The following is a 23,902-nucleotide window of genomic DNA, read 5'->3' as shown; positions in this document are numbered from 1 at the left end:
CTGCGGCGTTCATATGTATATCTAGTCATTTACTTATGATACTAAGTACCCTTAAATGACAGTCATGCCACAGGCGATGCTGAATATACACTTATTTTCTTTCCAAAACAAACATTGGAGCAAAAAAAAGAAGCAGGCGTTAGCCTGCCACATCTCTTTTGCTGAATACAACCCAGGAAATCACCATGAAAATAACGTAATACACCGCCAGAACTGCAATGGAGAAACCCAGTGTCATTCCCGCACTTGGACCACCCATTAGCGCAAAATCCGCCCCGGAGGTCATGTATTTGCTAAGATCCATGTTGTTGAACAGAACATACTTGGCCCACTCATAACGGACCGGATTGAATATGAGTGAGAAGATACTCTGTGAGAACATAATGAACAGGGATAATCCAATCGCAAGTGCACCTGAACGAAATACGGAGGACACCATAAAGGCAATCGCAAGCGTAATGAACAGATCAACGTACAAATATCCCCATAACGTCAGAGCATTCGTAGCCGGACTACTGCTTCCTCCCGGAGCATCATGCGAGAAAAGGATATAAGACGTTAGCATGGCCATCGCGATGATCAGCAATGTACTGACAATACTGAAGCCAATGACGGTCAGATATTTGGAAGCGAGAACTTTGCTTCGTGACCATGGACGGATCAGCAATAGCTTAATGGTGCCCCACGTAAATTCGCCCGCAACCGATTCCGCTGCAATCACGACACAGAAGATCGTGTTCAGGAAAAATGTAATCTGGATGGTCGTTACAGCCGCTTCCCAGTACAACACTTCATTGGACCCCATGCCTTCTCGCAGTAACACTGGCATTAATAGCGAGATCAGCGCCAGAATCGATAACATGATCCAGGTACGGGGACGACGGAAAATTTTCATATTCTCATTTAATATCAGATTACCAAAACTACCCAATGCCTCCACCCCCAGTGACTTGCAAGAATTGTTCTTCCAGGGTGTGAGTCACGTTACGAATACCGTATACCTGAAACCCTTCGCTAACCAGCTTGGCATTGATATCCGGAATCTGCTCACGAGACACCCGCATCACCAGGACATTGCCCTGTACGATAGCACCCTGAATCAGATCCGCAGCGCGGTCAGCATCATTCAGCTCAAAAGCAACTTCGATTAATGCATCCGAACCGGCTTCAGCCCGAAGGTTTCTTACATCAATCAACTTGCCATTCTGGATGATGGCTACCGTATCACACATCAGCTCCATCTCTGACAGCAGATGACTGGATACAAAGACCGTAATGCCTTCCTCTTGGGTGAGCTGACGCAAATAATCTCTCAGTTCCCGTATACCCTGTGGGTCCAGACCATTGGTCGGCTCATCCAGTACAAGCAGCTTCGGTTTATGTAATATCGCTTGCGCGACCCCCAGACGCTGGCGCATGCCCAGTGAATAGGTTTTGACCTTATCGTGAATACGAGCTGTGAGCCCCACACGCTCAATTGTTTCCGCAATACGTTCCTTCGTAACTCCCGGCGACATGCGGGCAAAGTGAACGAGATTCTGGTACCCGGTCAGAAACTTGTACATTTCCGGATTTTCCACAATAGCTCCTACCTGGGCTACCGCCTTCTCAAATTCATTCTTCACACTGTGTCCCGAGATGAAAATGTCACCTTTACTGATGGACATCAGTCCAACCATCATCCGAATCGTCGTTGTTTTTCCCGCGCCATTAGGTCCTAAAAAACCAAAAACCTGCCCCGGAGAAATATCCAGAGTCAGGTCGCTGACCAATGATCGGGAGGATATGATCTTGCTGACGCCCTGAATCCGGACGACCGGCTCCTGCTGCATTCAATCCCCTCCTTCATGGACGAGCACATCATTCATGCCCGTTTCTCATATGAACATAGTGTATCATAATCTTTAGTATATTGTCCCGCAAACTGGGATTTCCCCTGACGTTTCGCTTCAACTACACACGCTTCACAGCATCCAAGCGGCATTTCACTCCGGTAGAATCCGGTGCGAAATACGTGATTGCCTCCATTGCCCTCTTCCTTCATTTCGACAGAGCTTCTAGTGACCGACACAATCATCCCACAACTGACACAGTAAAAGCGGCCCGTTTCGATCAATGATATTCCTTCCCCTCACAAGGAGCTTAGAAGTCCTTGTTATTTGTCGTTAGACGCTGAAAATTGATACATTTTGTATCTATCTCGTAATTTACTTGACACCGGGACTAATGTCAAGGCTTTACAGCCATAAAAACAAGCAAAACACAAAAAAAGCTCCATAAATGCGACAAAAGTCTCGCATTTATGGAGCCTCATGTTAGGTAAATGATACAAATCGGTTCAATGTATGGGTTAATATTATTTCCTGATCAGTCACTATTATCGACCTGCGAGGTATCCTCATTTTTCTGATTTGGATAATACCAGAGTAAGGTCCACTCATCGCCATCCTCTACCAGATAACAGGTTTGCACAATATCGAATTGGCCAAAGGTACCTGAGTACTTCTGGGTGACCCGAATTCTGTAGGCTTCAGAAAATGGCTTAACGCCATCGATCACGGTTACATCGAACTCGCGCTCCGGCTTTTCCATCTCCAGCTCAAACGTTTCCACGCCAAAGTGCTGCATAAATATATGTGCTCTGTTCTGTACGTAAGCACTCTTGGGAAACCGCTCTTTCATCAGGGGATGAAAGAGTTCCCACGAACTGCCGAAGTCACCTGTCTGCTCATATTTGTAAAACTCTTCGGCAACAGCAGCAGCTTCATCCGTTGTATCTGCCTGAAACAAATACGGAATGGTTCTGGCAATCAACCACAGCAATAATACAATGATCGTGATGAAGCCGATCTTTTTGAGCAAAGCATTCCGGTTCCTTCTTCGCAGCATGTCCAGTCCTCCTTGTCCTACTCCATACTTATGATGGATGACAGACAAGTAGAAGTTGAACGATACATCTAATTTCCTGGGAAATCACTCACTGTGAATGGAAGTACGCTTTCCCTTTCTGATCCTTCGGATCATGGACTGAAGTCCTGCATATATGGCAATCCCACAGCAGCCGCCGAGCAAGTCTACTCCAACATCACGTATCGAGCTTGTCCGGTCCGGGCTGAACTGCTGAATATACTCATCAATGGAGGCTATAACAAACACCACAGCCAGAGCAGAAACGATACTGGTCACAAGGGATGTTCTTCTGTACCGCAGCCCGCCGTACACAAGCACGGCAAGCACAGCGTATACAAATAAGTGCGCACTCTTGCGAAAGATGAACTCTGCAAAATCATACGGCCGCTGCTTCAGCGAATACTCATACTCCCCGTAAGTGAATTGCACATCGGGAAGCGTAAAACCGATGTGCAATTTTTGAGACCATTTATGAAGCCAAGGCTGAATGTCTTGCTGTTGAGAGGATTGCGTGGACATGGACCAGATGACCAGAATCCAGATCACAATCAACAGCAGAGCAATGAGAAATCCGTACGTTCTTCGTACATGCTTTTGTCTCGTGCGCCCGGAGCCCTCCTCCATCATTTTGATCTTCACCACTTTCATATCTCTCTCGTTATTCTATTGATCCAACATACATGCCTCTGCCATTTGTACCAACATATACCTGACCATAGATTTGACGGTCTGCCGCCATAATTTGCGGTTCATTGCCCAGCCCGATTCCATTACCTAAAGGACCTATATTGTTCCAGGTTACCCCCATATCATCGGAACGGAAGAATCCATTCACATTATTTACGGTGCCATATACATAAACGGCTGGGACAAATTTGCCTGGCTGAGCTTTACCAAAGGCAAATAATTTGGAATTCTGTACACCTTGGATCTTGGAAAATGTATTTCCCGAGTTCGTTGATGCATATAATCCATCGGTTCCCAGACTCACCCATACATTATTCGCCACGCCAGGTGCAGCCTCGACTTTAATGAAGCTTGTATTGATATCCGTATTAATAGGAAGGCGAACTGTATTCGCTTTGGACCAGTTGGCACCTGCATCCGTAGACCGATACAGATAACCAGCAGCATACATATAAAATTTATATCCATTGATGCGATCCGCAGCCAGTGGATGATTATAGGCAAAAACCATATTCCCCCCGATGGCCTGAAAAGGGGCACCATTCATATTTTGCCATGTTGCGCCACGATTCGTGCTTCTGACCGGATTACCGGTCTGGGGGTAATAAACAATTACATTTGGATTAATGGCTGAATAGGCCACCCGCCCCAGTGTAGAACCTGCCGGAACGTTTACTGGAGTTACGGTAACTCCGTTATTGGAAGAGACAAATAAACGTGTGGTCGTACCATACCAGTCACTGCTTCCCAGAAATATCATGTAATTCGGATTTGCCTCATGATAGTCAATACTCACAATTTCTCGCATACCTGCGAGCGGGATTTTATTAAGAGGAACATCGGTTACATTTTCATGTCTAAATCCGACCTGATCCGTTAAACCACTAAAGAATGAAACACCCTGTGGTGGTGTGGATGCCGTGAGTGCGACGACTTCTTCATGACCATCGGTAATGGCTTCCCAAGTACTCGCAGTACTGCCAGTCAATCCAGTGGTACCATTGATATTTTCCGTCTTGTACACGCCAAACCAGTCTGTAGCGTATACGGTGCCCGGATTATGTGGGTCAAACTTGATACTGGATGTCGCTGAGAAAAACATGTTGGGTGTCCACCAGGACGGTTTGGATACCAGCGTTTTGCTCACTGTTGTCCAACTCTGTCCGCCATTAACGGAACGATACAGTGGCAGATTATCTCCGCCTGTTCGAACGGCTGCCAAGATATGATTATCGTTTTGGGGATCAATCGTGATTCCATAATAAGATGAGTAACTGGAGCTGGGTGTTATATTCGTCCACTGCACACCATTGAACTTGTAGACGCCCTGATTATCCGTGGTCACATACAACGTCCCGTTCTTCGCCACAGTCATACGTGCAGGATATTCGGGACTTCTCCCGGTAAGTTGCCAAGTGGTCTGCCCATTGCTTCTTGGTGCTTTGCTGTACACACCAATGCCGCGAACCCCCGCATACACAACTTGACCTTGCTTCGTCACGGGATTCAATCCATAAGCTACACTCCGAATTCCCTCACCGGACAGTCCGCTAGGTACATCCCATACCTTGCTCCATGTGGCTGCACCATCACTGGAAGTGTACAATCCATCATATCGTGTACCCACATGCAGGTAATTGGAGTTCGTGGGATTAACCGCGATGCTCTCTCCCATGGCTCGATGGATATTTCCATTTGATTCATTCCGAAGATTAAGTCCGGTTCGAATCCAGGTCTCTCCCCGATCCGTGGATTTCAGAATATCGCTCGGCCCCACGTTACCGTACTTCCCAGCAGCGATATACACGACATTGGGGTTTTGCTGATCCAGCGCAATTCCATCCACGCCGTACAGATTGCTGTCCTCATCTCCAAAATGATCCAGTAGTGGAACCCAATCTCCTGAAGTTACATCCAGTCGGTAAGCTCCTCCAACGTCAGTTCGAGCGTAAACCAGATCAGGCTCAGTCGGATGAATGACCACCCCCGTAACGTACCCACCACCACCAATAGGTATATTATTCCACTCATAGTTTTGAGCTGATTGAACATAATTTGTACTTGCCGGTATCATGAGCATATACATTAGTAGTACAATCAGGGACAATTTCATTAGCCTGGAGATACGCATCTGGTTCACCGCCCTATCCGATCATTTTGAATGTTCTTCAATCATCTGATGTATCCTGTCTCGTTCCGACTGTTCCACGATATAGTAATACACTCCGTCTATTTTCTTGCCCGTGCCTTTAATCTCAACGGATTCAATATGATCCAGTACCGAACGATAATTGGAGAACATCTGCTTCATCTCATCAAAGGTAACGTCGGTTCTGACGTGAGCACTGACTTCGTCCAGCAACGTCTCCAATTGCAACACGTTAGATACCTGGACCGTATTCTTCAGCACTTGTTTGATGATCTCCCGCTGACGGTCATTCCGCCCGAGATCTCCCTTCGGATCATCATAACGCATCCGCGAAAATCCCAAAGCAGCTTCACCATCCAGATGAATATTCCCTTGCTCGAACCGGTAACCCTCATAGTCAAATGCAAACGGGTTATTCACATTCACTCCACCCACCATGTCGATGACTTGTGCAAAGCCCTCCATATTCACTTTCATGTAGTAATGTATGGGAACGTCAAGCAATTGTTCCACCGTTTGCACAGACATGTTAACGCCCCCAAAAGCATAGGCATGGTTGATCTTATCCTCCGTGCCGTGACCAACAATATTCGTTCTGGTATCTCGGGGGATGTTAAACATAAGTGCGGATTGTTTCGCAGGATTAACACTTAATACAATCATGGTGTCGGAGCGCCCCCGATCATTGGAACGTTCATCCACACCCAGAATCAAAGCATTAAAAGGTTCTTCATTCTCCATGTCCACAGGGAAATCTCCCCCACCCCGCTGATCGACAATAGATACCTGCTTGATGGGTTCCCGGGGTTCATACATTTGATCCGCCGCTGATTTAACATGCAGATACAGGTACACAGAATATCCAATCATAACAACTGCAACAAGGGAGATGGCACCTAATGTTATTTTGATCCCGCGTCTCATGTTATGGCCTCCGTTAGATGACTGCCGTTTTTCTACCATCAATATTGGTTAGACCTGGACGACCGACGGAGTAGTATTGGAAGGACGTATCTTTAATCTGATCTTCTCCGTAGATGTTTCTTCCATCAATCAGAATGGGTTGATTCATATGCGCTGCCAAATCAGTCAGATTAACCTCCATGAACTCTTTCCATTCCGTCAGAACACAGAGTGCATCAGCACCTTCCGCCGCTTTCATGGCACGCTCTTCCCACGTAATGGATGGGGAATCCACCTCTTTGCGGAAGTTCTCGGTAGCGATGGGGTCATATGCCCGAATCACCGCTCCCTGCTCAAGCAAACGTTGAATAATCTCAATCGCCGGAGCATCACGAACGTCATCGGTATCCGGTTTGAAAGCGAGCCCCCAGATGGCAATCTCCTTCCCTTCGAGTGAGCCTAGTGCGTCTTCCAGTTTACGAATGACGTTGAAGCGTTGATCTTTGTTCACTTCCACCACGGACTTCAGCAGTTTGAAGTCATAATCCACATTACCTGCAATTTGAATCAGAGCTTGTGTATCCTTAGGGAAACAGGAACCTCCGTAACCAATGCCTGCCTTGAGAAAGGAGGCACCGATTCGTCTGTCATAGCCCATGCCTTCGGCAACGCGACTGACATCTGCTCCTACTTTTTCACAGATGTTAGAGATTTCGTTGATAAATGAGATCTTGGTTGCCAAGAAAGCGTTGGATGCATATTTAATCATTTCGGCCGAGCGAATATCCGTAACAATAATCTGATCGGTTAATGGCTGATGCAGCTCTTTCAACGTGGCGACTGCCCGCTCACTATGTGTCCCAATGACTATCCGGTCAGGATAGAGCGTATCCTGGACAGCGGTACCTTCTCGCAGGAACTCCGGTACCGATGCCATGTCGAATGGATGATTCGTCAAACTGCTGATCCATTCCTGAATACGATCGTTGGTTCCGACAGGAACAGTGCTTTTAGTCATTATTATTTTATAATTATCCATATAAGAACCTATTTCTCGCGCAACAAGCTCAATAAAGCTCAGGTTCGCTTCGCCATTAGGCAGGGATGGCGTTCCCACCGCGATAATGATGATATCCGAACGACTAATGGCATCCTGAATGTTGGTGGTGAATGACAGCCTTCCTGCTTTCATATTGGCATTCATGATATCCTTCAGACCCGGTTCATAGATCGGAACATGACCGTCCATTAACATATTCACTTTTTCCACATTGTTGTCGACACAGATCACGTTATTTCCCAGTTCCGAAAAACATACGCCCGATACCAAACCCACATACCCTGTGCCAATCACCGTAATATTCATTCCATAATCTCCCCCATGTTCTAATGTGTTGGTTACGCGTGCTTCACATATGTCTGAACAATGTCCTGCCATTCGGTAGACACTCTAACGATATCTTCCTCAATCAACTGGCTGCCGATCTGTACTTCAATGATCTCCAGTTCCGTAACGGCTCTGACGGAATGAAGCATACTCCGGTCAATGATCACCGTATCTCCTTGCCCGATCATTCGGCTCTTCCCATCCAGAATCAATTCCCCTGTTCCCGATACAACCGTCCATACCTCATTGCGAAGCAAATGGTATTGATAACTCAGGTTTTTCCCGGCACTGATGCAGATTCGTTTGGTGAGAACCTCGCCGCCAGCTTCGTTTTTTGTGTAATCCAGAACCCGGTAGCAACCCCACCTACGCTCCTCATACATGGGGCGTTGATCCTCGTTCTTCAAGATTTCCTTGATCCGTGGGCTGGCTTCTTTGTCACTGACCAGAATGCCATCCGGACTCACGGCGACCACCACATCCGACAATCCCAATATGGCAACCGGAATGTTCAATTCATTGACCAGGTGTGTATTCAAGGAATCTCCCGTAATCCACCCTTTTCCTACAACCGAGCTTCCCATCTCTTCCGTGAGTGTGTTCCACGTGCCTAGATCTTTCCAGAAGCCGTTATACGGAATAGCGATAATCTGATTTGCCTTCTCGACAACCTGGTAATCAAAACTGATCTTGTTCAATCTTCCGTATTGCTTCAGCATTTCGTCATACTGGATCGGCAGTTCCATCTCAATGAGCAGATTAATCAAATAACCAAGCTTAAAAGCAAAAACCCCGCAATTCCATAATGCGGCCTGCTCAATCATGAGGACCGCATCGGATTCGCAGGGTTTCTCCTGGAACTTCGCTACATTCACGTATTCATTGTTATTTTCACTGGAAGATAGGGATTGCGGAATGATGTATCCGTACTTCTCTGACGGGTACGTCGGCACAACTCCCATCAAGGCCAGATCAGCACCAGACTTATCAAGCATCTCCGGTAAGGTTGCCAGCACTTCGAAGAATTCTTTTTCAACAAAGGGATCTACAGGCAACACTGCAATCGTCTCATTCAGACTCACACTCTCTACGGAATACAGATAGGAGGCTGCCAGCGCGATGGCAGGAAACGTATCTCTGCGCTCAGGCTCCACAACCAGTCTCACATCGTCTCCCAGCTGAGAAGTCAGAATCTCCACCTGTGGCAAACTGGTCGCGATAAGCGCCTCTGATGCAAGTCCGGCATGATTCAGCTGTCGCCATACCCGCTGTACCATGGATTCCGGATTTCCCTCTGGGCCATGAAGAACTTTAAGAAATTGCTTGGATCTGGAATCGTTGGATAACGGCCAGAGACGCTTGCCAGAACCACCGGATAACAGAATACTTCTCATAGGGCTGCACCATCCGACAACACAACCGTACTTGCTCCCTTGCCGGTCTCGGTTGGCTTGTTATATGTGCTGGTCTGATTGGACTCCAGTCTGCCTGCCGGATTGTTCTTGGTCCAAGCTGCATAATAATTCGAGTTCTTGCCGTATGAATTATCCAGCAGGATGTTCGGTTGATCCAGGAGACAGGCCAGAATATGTCCATGCAGACGGGATGTCGTGATGGTTTGGTATTGATTGAATTCCTTAATGGCCGTATGTACCATCCGATCAGAGTATTTGTACCACAACCAGCGGGCGAAAGAGCTGCCTTTCCCTGACTTTAACCGGGATGTAATCATGCGAATGATCTTCCGGTCTACCCGGTTGTACAATGTCTCCCAGTCTTTAAACGTGGCCTTAGGTCCACTGACGGATTCGTAATGCACCTGATTCTGAGTTTTCTCAATGTCTTTACGGAAGAAATACAACATCTCTGCGGTAGGCTTGCTCTTGGACTTAAGAGGCCACAATTGATGCGCCATATCCGGGGATAGATACACATTGGTTTGTTGAAATTCTTTACTGGCTATCTCATAAGATAAGGTGTCCCGGACAAAAAAGTGCACATCCTTATGACGATTGAATACTTGGGCTGTCTTTTTCAATTCAATATCACTTTTATAAAACATCGTCTGAGGCAAAATGACAATCCGGTGATTCGGATGCTGGGCAATCATTCGTTCTCTCAATTTCTGATGGGCAGGGTACAGATCACCAAAGTTACCTCCCCCGTGCAACACAATCGTGATACCTTCTGGTACCTTGAGAGACAATGGGCAATCCAGAATGCTGTATCTGGCACGTACATGAATATCATTGTCCCGGAAGAAAGCCTCAGTACCTTTCATAATCAACAAGTCGCCACCGTTGCTATGCACCGGGTAATCCAAATAATAGATTTCGGTACGCGGTGGAATGACCTTCAAAATTTGACGTAAATGTCCCTTCAACTCTTCCATTGGATGAATATTGTTAGTGCCCAGCATCTCCATCTCCTCCTTGGGTGACTCTTCTTCTTTTTTTGTTTAACCGTTCATAGAGAAACGGTATATCTTCCTTGTCATAGAACATGGCGGCAAACTTCACCTTAAATACAATCTTCATCGCAGCCACAGTAACCACCATTCGTACAATGGACCCGATCAATAAGGCAATCGCAATTCCGTTGAGCCCCCACAGCGGGGTGAATACAAAAAACAAAGCCACCGTAACCGAGAGTGCAATGAGCTGTCTGATCATCACAAGTCCAGGCCGACCAAGTGCATTAAATGCAGATGCCAGAATCCAGGAGCCACCACCAATGATGCATTCCACAGCCAAAATATAAAATGCAACGCTCGCTTCCAAAAATTCGGAGCCAAACAGAAGACCCATCAGGTAGTTCCCCACAAACATGGTGGGTATTACTATGATCATCATGACCATGAGCGAGATACGGAAGGCTCTGCCAACTGTTCGAATAATCTGCTCTTGGGGCAATCCGGTCACTTTTGGAAAAACAACATTGCTAATCGCCGTCTGAACGGCATTGTAGATTCGGGATAACGCAAATACGACGGAATACAGTCCAAAATCACGCGGGGTGAGCAAAGCCAAAATAATGATTTTATCAAACTGTGTATACAACGTTCCTAACAATTCAACACCATACACCCTGCTGCCATAACCAAAAAGCTTCTTGGCCGAACTCTGGTCCACCCGATCCTTGAACCATCTCAGTCTCAATTCATTACGGTTGGCATAGATAGCCCACGCCACCACTGAGAAGCTGGTTACAAAATAGATCGCAGCCGCGAGCTGAATGCTCAGCATGCCCAGGCCCCATAACACAAAAAGCCCGCCTACATTAAACAGGGGGATCATTAACCGGATACCATTATATACAGCGAATTTCTCCCGACTCTGCGAGAGCGCTGATATGAGATTGATGACGATAAGTACAGGAACGGTAGCAATCGTATACCATCTGGATATCTGCACGACCTCCGTCGGAAAGCTGGAGAGCCAGAAAGGTAATCCAAACCAGGCCACAATACCAATGATGATGCACACCGGAACTTGAAAAAGAAAACTTAACCGAACATACTGTGCACTCTTCTCGGTTGCGCTCTGTTTGATGTTATAAATGATAGAAGTGGGTAGTCCAAATCCGACCAATCCGGTTAAGAGCGCAGGCCAGAACAGGATGGCCGAGAACGCACCCTTTCCCTCTACCCCGAACATGCGTGACGTCAAAATGGAAGACAACATCGTCAGTGTCATGACCAGCAGATTGGTTCCACTTGTCTGAAATATGGCACTCATTAAGCCGTTTCCTCTGAATACTTTGCGAAGTGCAACTTGCGCCATAGCGATCCTCATCCCTTACTGTTTTGACGAAGCGACCCAACAATCATGCCGTTTCGGTAACATACTTTGGCGAGCTGACGTGTGAACCGATCTGCATTATAAATGTAGATCAGTGAGGTTGTGATCCCCTGTGCAAGCTTGATGCCATGTTTGGCCGTACGCACAACACCACGATCCTGATCCCGAATAGCATCACTCACACCCTGCCAATAGATTCGGCGCAGAAACCAGTTCTTTGTCGTTCGCTCTTTGGCTACTTTATGTTGTACCGCGCCATACGGCGTGTAATATACCTTGAACTTTGTCCGTATTCTTGCAATCAACTCACTCTCTTCACTGGAGAGAAGATTATTCCCCACTCTTCCAAGGTCCTCACGGAAGGGAGCCAGTTGATCAAAGACAGATAAACGAAAAGCCACATTTGCACCAAATGGAATATAAGGACTTTTCATTTCAGTGACTTCATCTGCAAAATCCAGAATGGTGAACAGCGACCTGTTCTCCGGTGGAATCCACATCGGCTCAGGTACTTCCCAGATCGGATCAATCTTGCCACCGACACAACCGATATTTTCATTCATCTCAAACACGCTAACGATCTGGCGAATCCAATCCCTGCAAGCAAAAGCATCATCGTCAAGAAACAGGATATACTCGCCGCGCGCCTCGTGAATGGCCCGGTTACGGGCTACAGACAAGCCTTGCTTTTCTTCCAACACATACCGGATCGAATGGTTCTCATGCTGCAAGATGGTTTGAAGCACGACTTCCCGTGTATTGTCTTTTGAATTGTTATCAATGAGTATAATCTCATAGTCGCTGCTTGCGTAATTCTGTTGTATTGCACTTCGTATGGCCTCTACCGCATCATGTGCACGGTTATACGTACAGATCGCGACGGTTACCTTCATCATTTCATCCCCATATTTTTCAATTAGGTCCACTCGTTCATCTGCACTAACTGGAGTACAGGGTAAGTGTCCTTTGGGCAATCACTGGCCAATCCAGCCGCTCCAACGCTTTGACAAAACCACTGCCTTCCTGAAACTCCGATTGTTTTAACCGGATCATATTCATTGCCTTGAGCAATCCATCCGGATCCGAAGGTTCGTAGAGTACCGCACAATCTTCAGGCAGGTATTCCTCCAACAAGCCAATCCGTGGTGCCACCACCGGTTTACAGAAGGTCAATGCCAGAATTGCACTGCCAGAAGTTGCAATTTGCTTGTATGGAAGAATGATAGAATCAACTGCATCAAAATAGTCCGAATATTCATCATCTTCGATGAAATGAAAATGGGTATGAATATGTCCACTCTTGAGAAATTCATCTCCAAGGTCATAGTCCTTCACCTTTTTACCGGCAATCAACAGATGGGCTTGTTCGGAATCCAGATCCTTGAATGCCTCCAGCAAATCATCCACGCCCTTGTAAGGCGACACCTGACCGAAGAAAGCATACACATAACTATCCTCCGGGATGCCAAACCGGGAACGGATATTCACTCCTTTTCCCTGATACACTCCCTTGTAATGTCCATGCGGTATAACCTCGATCCGGCTGGAATCAATCCCAAACGTCGAACAGATCTCCGAAATCAAGGGTTTACCCATGACAATCAGCTTGGAGCAATTTTGGACCAGTATTTTTCTCATCCAATAATCAAACCGCGTCTTGCCGCTGTTGTGTGGCCAGATGTTATGCACCGTCCAGAACAATTTGGCCCCTCGCAAGCGTGCAAAACAAATCATCAATACATATAGAATGGACTTGATCACTGTTGTCAGCACGGATGAACCTCTGTAATAGAAGCTGGGCCAATGAAAATGCAGCACATCATTTTTTTTCAGTTTGATTAGATCTCTTTTGGTAAACTGTTTCACTTCCCATCCCTTGTTCTCAATGGAATCGGATAACAGCTCATTGAATTTATTGTTCTCAATCATCTTAGGCAGCATATACACCGTCGGATTTTCCATCCAGGCACCTCTTACTTTAGTTTCATTCGCACAGGTTCCTCTGTATACGTTCCAACTGCACGTCTTGCATGAAATCTCATTAGAAATCCTTGCATCATAATTTTGGTATTACGCTTGAGCAGCACCCAATCTTTCCACCAAGGATACAGCGACAGTGCTTTTTTCAAATAAACGTTATTGCGAAGTGTATTTCTCGACCATTCGAGCATTCGATAATGGTGTAACTGACGGCGCTTCTGTTCCTTGGACATGTCATTGTAGTATTTCAAAATAATCTTGCGTTGGCCCTTGTACTTGGCCGTTGTAGAGGTTGAAATTCGTGGACCACTATGGATGTTGATATCCACCAGCGGTTCTTTCACATTCACGGCGATGTAGCCTCGTTTCAATATACGCAGATAAAAGTCATAATCCTGAGCGGATGTCAGATTTTCATCAAATCGAACTTCACGGGCCAGTGAGGTAAGTACCATGATTTTGGACGTTTCCCCAATCCAGTTGAATGTAAGCAGGTCCTCATACCGAATAACATCGCGAGGTTCCACCGACAATTTCCGTTTGACCACCTGATGCTGCTCATTCGTGTATGCGAGATACTTGCTGCAAAAGGTGAATGATTCCTTTGTTCGTTCCAGCACTTCCGCCTGGGTTTTTATTTTGTCAGGCAGCCATTCATCATCATCATCCAGAAAGGCAATGTACTTGCCATTGGCTTGGGATATCCCCACATTCCGTGCATGGTTGGCTCCTTTGGGATATGGAACCCGGATGTACCGAATCCGTGAATCTTCCCGGGTCCACGCCTGACAGATCTCTGGCGTCTGATCTTCTGAACCATCATCCACAATGAAAATCTCCAGATACGGATGTGTTTGCTCACGTACACTTCTCAACGCATTTTTCAATAACTCGGCCCGGTTATGGGTCGTAATGATGCAAGATACCAAGGGGTTCATTTCATCACCTTTTCCTGTTCACTAGGATACCTTCACTTGAAGTGCATCATATATTCCTGATAATCTGCCCACGAGAAGATTCATATCGAACTTATCCGATATAATCGCTCTGTTATGTGAACCCATTCTTGCTCTAACCTCTTCATCCATGATGAGATATTCCAGCGCTGATGTCAGCCCGTGCACATCTCCCGGCTCGATTAACAGCCCATTATGACCGGATGTAATCACTTCGGGGATGCCTCCGACGGTGGTCGATATAATGGGCAAGCCACAATTCATTGCTTCAAGTATGGCCATAGGTAATCCCTCATGATAAGAAGGCAGGACCAGTAGATCCGCTTCCAGCATCAGCTTTTCCTTTTGCTCTCCGTTAATCCAGCCGAGTACATTGACACGATCCTCTATTCCATACTGCTGCACGATTGCTTTGACTTCTTCGACTTCGCCATCCCCTGCCAGATTAAAGGTAGCTGTAACGCCCAGCGCCTTCAATTGCTGAATGGACTGAAGCAGATCGTAGACTCCTTTTCGCTCACCCAGTCTGCCCATGAAGAGAGCGCTAACGGCTGCCTGTTGTTCTTTGGCAAATGGTTCTTTAACAAAGACCCCGTTATAAAGAACCTCAATGGCTGTCTCCGGCACAATCGTAGCAAAGTATTCTTTCCACGTCTGGGACAAGACAATCAACTTGTCTGCCTGATTCAGAATGTAGTGACAATACTTGCGCTGCAGAGCAAATTGATTGTAGAAATCATCAAAGCTGGCCGCATGAATATGCAGAATGACTGACTTTCGAAACAACTTTCGTGCGGTTAGCAGAAATAGAGACTTCCGATAAAAGCTCCCGTTGTTTGCCATATGAATATGCACGATATCCGGCTTAAACGTGTACAGCTTCATCCAGAATTGAATGAATCCCCGTATAAAAATAAGCAGTCGTGAGAACACGCTGCCCGTGATATACGTTTCGACCCGCTGCATGGCGTACATTTCCGAGATGGAGGAATCCTCAATGTTTTTGATGACACTCACAATTCCACCCATATCCTTCAAGGATGATCCAACAACCAATACTTTTGGTTTCATGATAGACTCCTTTTTTTCATGGTTAATCTTCATACCTCTTACAGACTATTCACGTAATTTTTAATGGATGAGATCAGATCAGACTGTTTTCTTACATAGGGCTGGAACGTCAGCTCCTCTATGCAAGGAACCAACTTTTGCAACTCAGCCTGACTCTCCGCGACGGCCACATAGCCGTTATCCTGAAAAACCTTGGAGATCTCAAGCTGATGGTCATCCACATGCTCTCCCCATTCTTTCCGGCGTGGAATGACAATAACCGGCTTGCCACGTTCTAGACAATTTGTAATGGAGCCAACACCCGCATGAGAAATAATGCATCTGCTGCGCTCCACATATTCATTCATCTCTTCCTGCGTGAGGAAAGGAATTACAGTGAAATTTCGCGGCTGATACTCGGTATATCCGGATTGGGCAACAACCTCTTCTTCAATTATTCCGGCCTCAATCGCCTCATCAATAAGCTCAAACATCCGATTGAAGGGAAAGCGCTGCGTTCCAACGATAGCAAATATCAAAATAAAGCCCCCCTGTATTTCGCATTGGGATAGCTATCCTGCAACGTTTCCCATTGGATGAAGAACTCATCCGAGATTTTGTACATCAATCTCCCGGTTGCGCTGGAGGAATAGATTTTGGCATAACTTTCGATATAAATCAGCTTGGCACCGAAGATTTTACCGATGAGGCAAAAAGGATAAGTAGCTCCTGCCCCTGTTGTAATGATTACCTTTGGACGCTCACGCAGATATAAAAAGAACGATTTGATAATGTTAGCCACAAAGATTAGCAAGAACATCGCATTTTTACGCTCTTGCTGCATTAAGAAGTATACTTTGCCCTGTGCCGAATCGACTTTTCTGCTTTTATTTTTCTCGGTAATCAGGAAATAATCATGTTCTTCAACCGCAGGAATAATTTTGGTTAATTCATCAAAATGGCCGCCTGTAGAACTGATCAAACAGACCTTCATGTTCTAATCTCCTTTGAAAAGGATACGTCCTTGGCTCGCTGTATCTGTATATCCACTTCTGCTTCAGCCCCTGACTTGGAATGGACTCCATTTCCCGTAGCATATAACGCGTTCAGGAAGATACAGAATGGAGCAATCAGATGAACCGTGGACAGGGTATTGTCAAAAAAGGAATAGGTCAGGAAACCGATAATCATACCGGCAAAATACAACCGGATCATGCCGCCCAATCGGAAGTAAACAGCCCGAAACACCAGCAGCAGCGATAGAAACAACAGGATGGCTCCAACTAACCCGCCATCGTAATAAAAACGAATGTATTCATTATGCGGAACGACGAATCCAGAAAAAATACTTCCATCATTCGCTACGAGAGTTGAGCCGAGTCCACGTCCAAATATCGGATACTCATTTGCTTTGCCAATAAAATAATTCCAGGCTACATCCCTTCCCGACAGGCCTTTGCTCTCTGACCTCATCTCATAATTGTCCCACTGCGCAATCACCATATAGGCCACAGCGACAACAAACAGAATGAGAGGAATAATGGCACTGACTCTGCCTTTGATGAAGGCTTTCAGTTGATCAAAAAGATAGACCAGAATAATCGGAATAAGCGCAATAAGTGGCCCCCTTGTTCCCGTCTGGACCAGAATGACCAGATGTGTCAAGGTAAGCATGTAATACAGAACTACCTGATGGCCTTGCTTGATCTGAATCAGACAGACACAGATCGAGATAAAACACAACATGGCCAGATGCGCGGCGATGTTAGCTCCCTGTAACCGGGTTACTCCCGACATCTCCAGGTTAGTAATGGACAATATGCCGGCGAGTTGCAGAATATAACCACCAGCAAGACTGAACAGCGGCAACCATGCGAGTACACGTATAATTCGTTGACTGATCTCTCTTGAAAAGTGGGGCATCAGCAACAAAAAAGGAACAATGACTCCCAGAAAGGCCTTGAATGGATCGAGCGGACTAACCTTACTGGGCAGATCAGATAGAAAATAACTCTCCACAAATAAAAAACCAATCGCCAGTGCAGGATATATCAACTCTTTGCGAATACCAAAGCGTAGAAAAAGAGAAACGACAAAACCCAGAATCGCCAGCTTGTAGAAGGACAACGAATCCAGTCCTGCCAAATGAATACTAAATATTTTATCAATGGACAATGAAAAACTTACAATGAGAATCATAAAAATCCAGCTGGGCTGTTTAATATAAACGCCCAGCAGAATCACAGCTATGAGTGCAACAACCGAGACTAGCGGAAGATAGATTGCTGCGAAGACAATTACCAGCGAAAAAAGAATGATATTAAACAACTTCATATTTAATGCAGCAAGTATACCGGTCTTTTGCATATCTGCTATGCCACCTCAAAGCCAGAATCGTGTTTCAAAACGCATCCTTCGAACCTACCAGCACCTTGAACGTTCTGAAGATAATTTTGATATCCACCATCATGCTGCGCTCACGGGCATACGTCAGATCCAGCTCTACCATTTCCTCAAAACCAACACTATTTCGACCGCTGACTTGCCATAATCCCGTACATCCCGGAATCATCTGAAGGCGTTGTCTGTCATAGGAAGTGTAGTTCTTCACTTCTCTGGGCAGAGCCGGTCTGGGCCCAACGAGACTCATCTCTCCTCTGAACACGTTCCACAACTGAGGCAGCTCATCCAGACTGGTTTTCCGAATGAACTTGCCAATCCGGGTAATGCGGGGATCATTTTTCATTTTGAACATATTCCCGTTCACTTCATTCTGATCAATCAGCTGTTCCAGCAGATCTTCTGCATTCGCAACCATGGACCTGAATTTGTACATATGAAACTCTTTTCCATTCTGTCCTACCCGTACCTGACGAAAAAAAACAGACCCCTGCGGGGCCTCTATTTTGATGAGTATTCCGATGACCGCAAACAAGGGGCACAAAATGATCAAACCTATGAAAGAACCCAGCAAATCGAGCATTCTTTTCATAAATAGATACACTTTATCCGCATTTTGTCCTGACATCGTTGATGCATTGTACCCCAGACTTGGGTCCATAACAATCTCCGCTTCCTTCGATTGGGGAGATGGACTCATTCAAACTCCCCCCCGGCTGCATGTTCTACCGACTCTTTTTCCAGAATCTGTTGCAGAGCTTGCAGCATTGGAATTCTAAGTTCCTGTTTTTGCAGAGCGAAATCGATGGTTGTCAAAATGAATCCCAGTTTCTCGCCCACGTCATAACGTACTCCCTCGAAATCGTAAGCATACACTCCTTGTGTCTCATTTAAGCGCTGAATCGCATCTGTTAATTGAATCTCTCCCCCTTGACCAATCTCTTGTTGCTCCAGATGTTCGAAAATCTCTGGACTCAGTACGTATCTCCCCATAATCGCCAGGTTGGAAGGCGCTGTGCCTTGGGCAGGTTTCTCTACGAACCTGAGAACCTCTGTCAAACGGCCATCCGATTGAAGCGGGTCTACAATGCCGTATCTGTCTGTTTGTTCAGCAAGTACGGTTTGTACGCCAACAATGGAATGTTGAACCTGATCATATTGATCAATCAACTGTTTGGTGCATGGAACTTCCGATACGACGATGTCATCTCCGAGCAACACGGCAAAAGGTTCGTCACCGATAAAGTTACGTGCACACCAGACAGCATGACCAAGTCCTTTGGCCTCTTTTTGTCTTATGTAGTGGATATCCACGTTAGAAGATTTGCGGACCTCTTCAAGCAAGCCCAGTTTCCCTTTTTCCAGCAAGTTGTGCTCCAGTTCAAAAGCGTTGTCGAAATGATCTTCAATTGCCCGTTTCCCTTTACCGGTTACGATGATGATGTCTTCAATTCCAGAGGCAATGGCTTCCTCAACGATATACTGTATAGTTGGTTTGTCCACAATAGGGAGCATTTCTTTGGGCATCGCTTTTGTGGCTGGCAAAAATCGTGTACCTAGTCCAGCTGCAGGAATAATTGCTTTTCTCACTTTTTTCATAAATACCACCCTATCCTCTTTTTTTTTAGTTTGATAAAAGTTGAACCAGGGCATCTAACCCGTCCTCACGTCATACCTTCGACGATTAACGTCTAAGGTTCATTGAACCCACAGCATGACCGAGTGCCTACAGTGATAAAGGTGCAGTAGACATTACCTGTTTACTTGGGAGCATTGGATGGAAGGTTTACTTCTCTCCGTAGCCCACCGGAACTGCAACGTTTTTGATATTGTTCAGGATTGCGCCCAGGATTCGTGCATTCACATGCTCCAGAGCAGCCTTGGTCTTCTTCACTAATTCCTTCTTGACCTTGCCCGAGTTCACGACCAGTAGCACGCCATCACACAGCGAACTCACAATGAGTGCATCCGTTACTGCGAGCACCGGCGGTGTATCAAACATGATGACATCATATTGATCCTCTAACTTCTCAATCAGCCTTTTCATCCGGTTGGAACCGATCATCTCGGAAGGGTTCGGCGGAATTGGGCCAGAAGTGAATAATTGGAGATTGTCGATGTAGCTCTCTCTAAGCACTTCTTCTACACTGTACTGATTAGACAGCACACTACTCAGACCGATATGATTCGGTACGGAAAACACCTGGTGCAAGGAAGGATTACGCAGATCCGCATCGATCAGCAGAACTTTTTTGCCTTCCTGGGCATAGGTTACCGCCAGGTTGCTAATGGTTGTGGTCTTGCCTTCGCCGGATTCAGCGGAAGCCACCATGATTTTTTTGATATGACTGTCGATTGAGGAGAACTGGATGTTCGTCCGTAATTTACGGTATCCCTCCGAGATTTGAGATTTGGAGTTAAAATAGGTCACCAGACTGTTATTTTCATTGGTTTGCCGCGACATATTTGCCATCCCCCACTTTCTGTTGAGATACGTAATTTTTCGTATTTTTCAGATCATCTTTTTTCATTTTGGATATCACGGTAAGCACAGGCAGGCCCAGCTCTTTTTCAAGTTCAGTTTCGGATTTGAATGTGTCATCCAGATAATCCAGCAGGAATACGAGTGCAATCGCGAGCACAAGACCTGCGAACAGACTGACAATGATGCTTAATGTGGTTTTCATATTAATTGGAGATGCGTTACTATCCACTTTTGCTTCACTGAGGATAGCCACATTATCGATTTTCATGATTAGGGGGATTTGAGATTGGAACACGTTGGAGATGGCATTGACCGTTTTTGCGGCTTTTTCGTAGGTAGTCCCTTGTACAGTTATGCTCATCACTTGGGATTCGCTGGCTGTAGAGACGGAGGTGCTATTCATGAGCTGTGCAGAGGTTAAGCCCAGGTCCGGATACGTGGTAGCGACTTTATCCATAATGGCGGAAGATTTAATAATTTCTCTGTATGAGTTAATGAGTTTGATATTGGTTTGAATCATGCTGAAGTCCATCATCGCCTGGCCTTGAACGTTAGAGGTCTGGTTCACGATAAGCTTGGAACTTGCCTCATAGATCGGTTGGGTGAAGAAAATACTTTTGACCCCTGCACCCACACCCGCTACCAGAGCAATTGCAACAATCAACCAAAGTTTCTTTTGTAAGAGTCGAAAATATCCTTTCAGTTCCACTTTCATTCCTCCTATACGTTGTGATCTATCCTATGTAACTACCAGATGGACAGTAGCCATTTGCGAGGTTTCCAGCGTTCTGTGACCAGACACGAATTCGATAGAATGTGCGACGCATTCTCTGCCAGCCGCTTAACGGCTTCAGCTCCAAATCGACGCTCGATGGCCCGCTCTCCTTCACTTATGGCAAATGTCCTTTTGCACGTATCATGTGCATCTGATGAAATGAAATGAAACCCGTTTTCTTTGCAAAAATGAAAACACCACTGCCGAACTTTCCGTCCGAAAAGCCCAGTGAAAGATTGAGCTGTGAGCTGACATAGTCCGCCTTGACTCAAGTAATCAGCCAACAACTTTGGCTTCTTCAAAATGACACGATTGCGTTCCGGATGAGCAATAATAGGGGTAATTCCCGCTATTCGTAATTCATGCAGTATCCTGGGGAACTGTGAGGGAATACGACCAAAGGGTAGTTCCAGCAACATGTAACGACTTCCGGCGAGTGTGCAGCACTTTCCTGCATATAAGTCTCCAATCAGGTTGTCATGCACCCTGATCTCCTGTCCGGGACGGATCTCCAGGCGAATGTTGCGTTTGCGAAGTTCTGCATGAAGCAGGTTCACGGCCTGATTGACCACCATCGGTTCATTGTTGTATTGCCCGTTCAGGTGATGCGGAGTAGCAATAATGGAGGTAATACCTGAGGCTGCCGCCTTCTCAGCCATCGCAACGGACTGCTCCATTCGAACAGGACCATCATCCAGGCCGGATAATATGTGGCAGTGCATTTCAACCATATCCAAACTTCCTGAAATAGTATGAGCCCCCTCGCCCCTTTATTCATTGCGCAAATGCTTTTGGTGTTAAAGAACTAATGCATAACGCTATGAAATATAGTAAAATGGCGTTAAGTACATGTTTTGTTCAGAAAATGTTAAGAATCGACTTGGAATTATATGGTGAAATCAATGTAATGATAGGGTTCCTGCAGAGCCTTTTGTTCTGTTGCCTTTTCATACTGAAAACGGGAAACCGCGGGAAACTGAACTTCAGTAAGCATTGTGTTTAACTGTCCAGTTATATATAGTTTCTGTTCGTGCTGAATATGCAAGTTTGAATGATACATTGTGAGCTCTCCGAAGGGCTGTTTCCATTGCAACCTTGCGTGAAGTCGTACACATACATGTTGATCTTCAACATCCAAACCAATGAGCATTTCTGATGATACCGGCAATTTCAGGTCGCTCAGGAAGGTGATTGCTTGAGTGTCCATTCCGAGTAACAGAACAGGGCGTCTTTTGCGGTCTACCATTTTCCCATGAAACTCCTGAATGTACATATGGACATTTAATTTCATATCAGCCCATTCCTGAATTATTGAATACATGGTTTCATTCCTTTAGAATGGATTAGCCTACATGGACTGCCTCTACTTCCTTCTCACAGGTATATGGTCCAGGCAACCAGGAGATACTTAAAATATTCCAAATGATACATTTTGTAACTCCATACGTCCAATTTACGATACAATACGTATCATGTCAAGCGGTATTTGGACATGGTTCTTTTGATTTACGACAATTTGAGATGTCCTTAGACAGACCTATTTACAAATGGAAATGGGTTAAAGGAAACACATGAGGAGTTACTCTTTTGCAGGAAAGCTGCCCTGATCAAACACTTGGCTCAGGATTGTTTCAATATATATTTGATGTCGTTCAGGGGGAAATAGCTTATGAGCTACGGAAATCGCATTGCGGAATTACGGGAACAGCGGGGACTTACTCAAGAAGAACTTGCGAGCTCCATTCATATTACCAGAGCTGCTCTCTCCCACTACGAGAAGAACCGACGTAAACCGGATTTCGAAGTGTTAACGAGACTTGCTGACATCTTTGATGTGTCTATTGATTATCTTATAGGACGTACAAAGCAAAGTGATGTCGTGATGGATGAAGACGTACGTGAATTCGTGGATACCTTGGAGTTATCGGACAAAGAAGTGTTAGAACGCTTCGATCTGATGATTGATGGGAAGTCCTTAACCGAAGAAGAGGCACGTCGTTTTATTGCGTTTGTCCGAATGGAACGCAGTATGGACTAAACCCGAAAAGAGGACCCAGTTCCCGAGAGATAACCTCTCTGGCTTCTGGGCTTTTTTTGTGTCTTAATTCCCTTTCATTCCATGCTTGTCTATTGTGTCAAGGACGCTTGTTGTTGACGGAGGATACGAAATGGTTCCAACGCTCCGGGTCGATTCCGCATTGCAGTAACACCTTCATGATGTCCATCTGGGTTGCTTCGACTTGTTTACCTGTCGGCCTACGATCGTCCCTGTTTGGATGCTTCATATTCATTCCGCTAACCTCTCTTATCTTTATACTTTCCCTGCCCTCCAAAACTAGCCTTATTATACTTGAGAAAGTTCCTCGATGTTGTCGTCTCATGGCGATAACGTTTTTTGATGGGGTTCTAATTTTGTCGAA

At 45.7% G+C, this 23,902-nt stretch carries 26 protein-coding genes; 1 reads left to right on the top strand and 25 read right to left on the bottom strand.

Annotated features, from left to right (window positions below; all coding sequences use genetic code 11):
- Positions 1 to 139: 139 nt before the first annotated feature.
- The 24 genes from MHI12_RS06410 to MHI12_RS06295 form a co-directional block, all read right to left on the bottom strand.
- The gene (locus MHI12_RS06410) at positions 140 to 931 is read right to left on the bottom strand and encodes a DUF2705 family protein (RefSeq protein ID WP_341010148.1); all 792 of its coding nucleotides are present in this window, start codon (positions 929 to 931) and stop codon (positions 140 to 142) included.
- Complete coding sequence (locus MHI12_RS06405) at positions 924 to 1,832, bottom strand: ABC transporter ATP-binding protein (RefSeq protein WP_310338365.1); 909 nt, start codon at positions 1,830 to 1,832, stop codon at positions 924 to 926. The genes MHI12_RS06410 and MHI12_RS06405 overlap by 8 nt, the downstream gene beginning before the upstream one ends.
- Positions 1,833 to 1,864: 32 nt before the next feature.
- On the bottom strand, positions 1,865 to 2,116 hold the full coding sequence (locus tag MHI12_RS06400) for a hypothetical protein (RefSeq protein ID WP_143760279.1): 252 nt from the start codon (positions 2,114 to 2,116) through the stop codon (positions 1,865 to 1,867).
- A 251-nt stretch (positions 2,117 to 2,367) separates the two neighbouring features.
- The gene (locus MHI12_RS06395; RefSeq protein WP_221819125.1) at positions 2,368 to 2,889 is read right to left on the bottom strand and encodes a hypothetical protein; all 522 of its coding nucleotides are present in this window, start codon (positions 2,887 to 2,889) and stop codon (positions 2,368 to 2,370) included.
- 84 nt (positions 2,890 to 2,973) lie between these two features.
- The gene (locus MHI12_RS06390) at positions 2,974 to 3,558 is read right to left on the bottom strand and encodes a VanZ family protein (RefSeq protein ID WP_253506283.1); all 585 of its coding nucleotides are present in this window, start codon (positions 3,556 to 3,558) and stop codon (positions 2,974 to 2,976) included.
- 10 nt (positions 3,559 to 3,568) lie between these two features.
- On the bottom strand, positions 3,569 to 5,728 hold the full coding sequence (locus MHI12_RS06385) for a hypothetical protein (RefSeq protein WP_341010157.1): 2,160 nt from the start codon (positions 5,726 to 5,728) through the stop codon (positions 3,569 to 3,571).
- A gap of 21 nt (positions 5,729 to 5,749) precedes the next feature.
- Positions 5,750 to 6,670 carry an LCP family protein gene (locus tag MHI12_RS06380; RefSeq protein WP_405171890.1) on the bottom strand — a complete coding sequence of 307 codons (921 nt, stop codon included), beginning with the start codon at positions 6,668 to 6,670 and terminating at the stop codon, positions 5,750 to 5,752.
- Between the two features lie 13 nt (positions 6,671 to 6,683).
- On the bottom strand, positions 6,684 to 8,015 hold the full coding sequence (locus tag MHI12_RS06375; RefSeq protein ID WP_047841972.1) for a UDP-glucose/GDP-mannose dehydrogenase family protein: 1,332 nt from the start codon (positions 8,013 to 8,015) through the stop codon (positions 6,684 to 6,686).
- A gap of 32 nt (positions 8,016 to 8,047) precedes the next feature.
- Positions 8,048 to 9,430, bottom strand: coding sequence for a sugar phosphate nucleotidyltransferase (locus MHI12_RS06370; protein WP_405171889.1), 1,383 nt, complete (start codon positions 9,428 to 9,430; stop codon positions 8,048 to 8,050).
- Positions 9,427 to 10,455, bottom strand: a complete 1,029-nt coding sequence (locus tag MHI12_RS06365; RefSeq protein ID WP_405171888.1) for a polysaccharide pyruvyl transferase family protein — start codon at positions 10,453 to 10,455, stop codon at positions 9,427 to 9,429. Before MHI12_RS06365 ends, MHI12_RS06370 begins: the two co-directional genes overlap by 4 nt.
- Positions 10,442 to 11,818 (bottom strand): lipopolysaccharide biosynthesis protein, encoded by a 1,377-nt coding sequence (locus MHI12_RS06360; protein WP_405171887.1) that lies wholly within the window; start codon positions 11,816 to 11,818, stop codon positions 10,442 to 10,444. The genes MHI12_RS06365 and MHI12_RS06360 overlap by 14 nt, the downstream gene beginning before the upstream one ends.
- 8 nt (positions 11,819 to 11,826) lie before the next feature.
- Entirely contained in the window at positions 11,827 to 12,732 is a 906-nt protein-coding gene (locus MHI12_RS06355) for a glycosyltransferase (protein ID WP_341010163.1), read from the bottom strand.
- 43 nt (positions 12,733 to 12,775) lie between these two features.
- Positions 12,776 to 13,798, bottom strand: coding sequence for a glycosyltransferase (locus MHI12_RS06350; protein WP_076209611.1), 1,023 nt, complete (start codon positions 13,796 to 13,798; stop codon positions 12,776 to 12,778).
- A gap of 11 nt (positions 13,799 to 13,809) precedes the next feature.
- On the bottom strand, positions 13,810 to 14,754 hold the full coding sequence (locus MHI12_RS06345) for a glycosyltransferase family 2 protein (RefSeq protein WP_211084318.1): 945 nt from the start codon (positions 14,752 to 14,754) through the stop codon (positions 13,810 to 13,812).
- Positions 14,755 to 14,775: 21 nt separating this feature from the next.
- Positions 14,776 to 15,843, bottom strand: a complete 1,068-nt coding sequence (locus MHI12_RS06340) for a glycosyltransferase family 4 protein (protein ID WP_405171886.1) — start codon at positions 15,841 to 15,843, stop codon at positions 14,776 to 14,778.
- Positions 15,844 to 15,881: 38 nt separating this feature from the next.
- Entirely contained in the window at positions 15,882 to 16,361 is a 480-nt protein-coding gene (pssE, locus tag MHI12_RS06335; protein WP_036611327.1) for a PssE/Cps14G family polysaccharide biosynthesis glycosyltransferase, read from the bottom strand.
- On the bottom strand, positions 16,358 to 16,816 hold the full coding sequence (gene pssD, locus MHI12_RS06330) for a PssD/Cps14F family polysaccharide biosynthesis glycosyltransferase (RefSeq protein WP_036611329.1): 459 nt from the start codon (positions 16,814 to 16,816) through the stop codon (positions 16,358 to 16,360). The genes pssE and pssD overlap by 4 nt, the downstream gene beginning before the upstream one ends.
- The gene (locus tag MHI12_RS06325) at positions 16,813 to 18,189 is read right to left on the bottom strand and encodes an O-antigen ligase family protein (protein WP_405171885.1); all 1,377 of its coding nucleotides are present in this window, start codon (positions 18,187 to 18,189) and stop codon (positions 16,813 to 16,815) included. Before MHI12_RS06325 ends, pssD begins: the two co-directional genes overlap by 4 nt.
- Before the next feature lie 34 nt (positions 18,190 to 18,223).
- A complete protein-coding gene (locus tag MHI12_RS06320) occupies positions 18,224 to 18,922 on the bottom strand; it encodes a sugar transferase (protein WP_405171884.1) in 699 nt (232 codons plus the stop codon).
- Entirely contained in the window at positions 18,919 to 19,821 is a 903-nt protein-coding gene (gene galU / locus MHI12_RS06315; protein ID WP_091035105.1) for a UTP--glucose-1-phosphate uridylyltransferase GalU, read from the bottom strand. Before galU ends, MHI12_RS06320 begins: the two co-directional genes overlap by 4 nt.
- 187 nt (positions 19,822 to 20,008) lie before the next feature.
- On the bottom strand, positions 20,009 to 20,686 hold the full coding sequence (locus MHI12_RS06310) for a CpsD/CapB family tyrosine-protein kinase (RefSeq protein ID WP_017690123.1): 678 nt from the start codon (positions 20,684 to 20,686) through the stop codon (positions 20,009 to 20,011).
- Positions 20,667 to 21,422: a YveK family protein gene (locus MHI12_RS06305; protein WP_405171883.1), complete on the bottom strand. Its 756-nt coding sequence runs from the start codon at positions 21,420 to 21,422 to the stop codon at positions 20,667 to 20,669. Before MHI12_RS06305 ends, MHI12_RS06310 begins: the two co-directional genes overlap by 20 nt.
- Positions 21,423 to 21,454: 32 nt before the next feature.
- A complete protein-coding gene (locus MHI12_RS06300) occupies positions 21,455 to 22,213 on the bottom strand; it encodes a tyrosine-protein phosphatase (RefSeq protein WP_405171882.1) in 759 nt (252 codons plus the stop codon).
- Positions 22,214 to 22,368: 155 nt separating this feature from the next.
- Positions 22,369 to 22,773, bottom strand: a complete 405-nt coding sequence (locus tag MHI12_RS06295) for a hypothetical protein (RefSeq protein ID WP_341010174.1) — start codon at positions 22,771 to 22,773, stop codon at positions 22,369 to 22,371.
- A gap of 378 nt (positions 22,774 to 23,151) precedes the next feature.
- Here MHI12_RS06295 and MHI12_RS06290 point away from each other — a divergent pair, with 378 nt between their 5' ends.
- Positions 23,152 to 23,520 carry a helix-turn-helix domain-containing protein gene (locus MHI12_RS06290; RefSeq protein ID WP_047841965.1) on the top strand — a complete coding sequence of 123 codons (369 nt, stop codon included), beginning with the start codon at positions 23,152 to 23,154 and terminating at the stop codon, positions 23,518 to 23,520.
- Positions 23,521 to 23,617: 97 nt separating this feature from the next.
- On the opposite strand, the gene MHI12_RS06285 is transcribed toward MHI12_RS06290, so the two are convergent.
- Positions 23,618 to 23,773 carry a hypothetical protein gene (locus MHI12_RS06285; protein ID WP_017690128.1) on the bottom strand — a complete coding sequence of 52 codons (156 nt, stop codon included), beginning with the start codon at positions 23,771 to 23,773 and terminating at the stop codon, positions 23,618 to 23,620.
- Positions 23,774 to 23,902: the final 129 nt, after the last annotated feature.

Origin of the sequence: Paenibacillus sp. FSL H8-0280 (assembly GCF_045040665.1) — a bacterium.
Lineage (GTDB): Bacteria > Bacillota > Bacilli > Paenibacillales > Paenibacillaceae > Paenibacillus > Paenibacillus xylanexedens_A.
This window is presented reverse-complemented; position numbering and strand designations above follow the sequence as displayed.